Source organism: Moorena sp. SIO3I6 (genome assembly GCF_010672095.1).
Genome location: NZ_JAAHHU010001039.1, coordinates 1 through 1,758, shown reverse-complemented (window position 1 = coordinate 1,758; position 1,758 = coordinate 1). Strand labels below are relative to the sequence as shown.

Genomic DNA, 1,758 nt, shown 5'->3' with positions numbered 1-1,758 from the left:
TCAGCTGATGGAACAATTACTGTTTACCGATACTTTTTAGCTACCAAAGTCTACCAAGATAGACCATTACCCGCCAATGCAAGCTGTTCACGAAGTGTCGGCTTTGCCGAATCTCTCAGCCAGGGGGATTAAACTAAGCCAGTGAGTCACCTCACTGACTCGTCTTCAAAACCGTACGTGACACTTTCGCATCATACGGCTCCTCATTACAGTACAGTCCTTGACATTGGCTCCTCTAGAACGGATTTTCGTCTAACTCTGATGAATTAGTTTTTGACCCGTGCTTGGCATCATGGCAGTGTAGGTGTAGTAATTCTAGATTTTCATCTTTGTTACTTCCACCTTTGTTACGTGGTAAGATGTGATGTTTTTCTAATAAATCTCCACTTCTGAAGGTAAGACCACAATGAGCGCATTTCCCTTCTTGCCGTTCTAAAAGCCTTCCCTTCTGAGTGGTCATCTCAGGATGCTTTCTCATTCTGGTGTTCCAATAAACTAGGTCACCATCATAAGGACTTCTGTTGTCCTGGATTTTAATATGCCTGACAATTTTTGTCTTAGCATGTTTTGGCAGGTAGTTGTCCTTTCCTGTCATGAACGTCCATCTGTCCTTTTCAATGGTTCCCCAGTATTTATTGTTTACCCAGGTTCTTGATTTATTAGGATGTCTTCTGTATCCCCATCTTCGGAGTTTATTCCAGAGCAAGTTTCCTATTTTTTTGTAGGTTTCCTGGCTACAGGCTGAACTGTAGTAGTTACACCATCCTCTTATAATAGGTTTGAGTTGGCTTATTAAAGCCTTCTGTGGGGCAGCTCTGTTTTTTTCTATAACTTTTGAGAGCTGCCCATAATGCTCCAGGATTTTTTCTTTAGATGGTTTTATGATTGTTTTAAAGCCGCGTTTAGAGTGTTTCTTTCCAACTTTGTAATGTCGGATGTTGAATCCTAAGAAGTCAAATCCTTCCTTTGTGTTGGTTATTTTTGTTTTGCTTGACTTTAATTCCAACCCCATGTCGTGTAACCATGAGTTGATGACTTCAAGACATTCTTCTACCACTTTTTGGTCTGGGTGTAGGATGACGAAGTCGTCTGCGTATCTAATAAGAGCTAAACCCTTCTTATAGTGGGTCTTTTTTCCCTTTATAGAATTCGCATAGTCCTGTATCACCTGTTCCATTCCGTGGAGGGCTATGTTCGCTAAAAGTGGTGATATTACACCACCTTGAGGAGTTCCCTCATTTGTAGGTGAGAGTGTTTCCTTGTCCATTACTCCGGCTTTTAACCAAGATTTGATTAATCGCGATAGTGTAGGGAAGGTATTTAATTTTTTAAGAAGTGCATCATGGTTGATTTTATCGAAGCATTTGGCAATATCTGCATCTAAAACCCATTTCTGAGTCTTATTAATATTGTTGAATATGGCTTCGATGGCATCATGACATGAGCGTCCTGGTCTGAAACCGTATGAATTGGATTCAAATTTTGCCTCCCACTCAGGCTCTAAGGCTTGTTTGGCTAGAGCTTGTAGTGCGCGGTCGTACATGGTGGGGATACCTAAAGGGCGTTTTTCCTTCTGTCCGGGTTTGGGAATCCATACCCTTCTAGTTGGTTTAGCCTTTTTGGAGATTTTTAGTTTGGCTACTAAGGCGAGGCGTTGTTTCTTGGTGAGTGACTTAACCCCGTCTATTCCGGCAGTCTTTTTACCTTTATTCTCCTGGGTTACCCGCCTAACCGCAACCATTTTGGCTGGATCCCTTT

Annotated in this window: 1 protein-coding gene; it reads right to left on the bottom strand. The window is 41.8% G+C overall.

Annotation, left to right across the window (positions count from 1 at the left end):
• Nucleotides 1–235 precede the first annotated feature (235 nt).
• A complete protein-coding gene (gene ltrA, locus F6K49_RS45865) occupies nucleotides 236–1,741 on the bottom strand; it encodes a group II intron reverse transcriptase/maturase (RefSeq protein ID WP_366514329.1) in 1,506 nt (501 codons plus the stop codon).
• Between the last annotated feature and the right edge of the window lie 17 nt (nucleotides 1,742–1,758).

Excerpts from the sequence above, each read along its gene's own strand:
- ltrA (WP_366514329.1), bottom strand. The coding sequence starts at position 1,741 with ATGGTTGCGGTTAGGCGGGTAACCCAGGAGAATAAAGGTAAAAAGACT.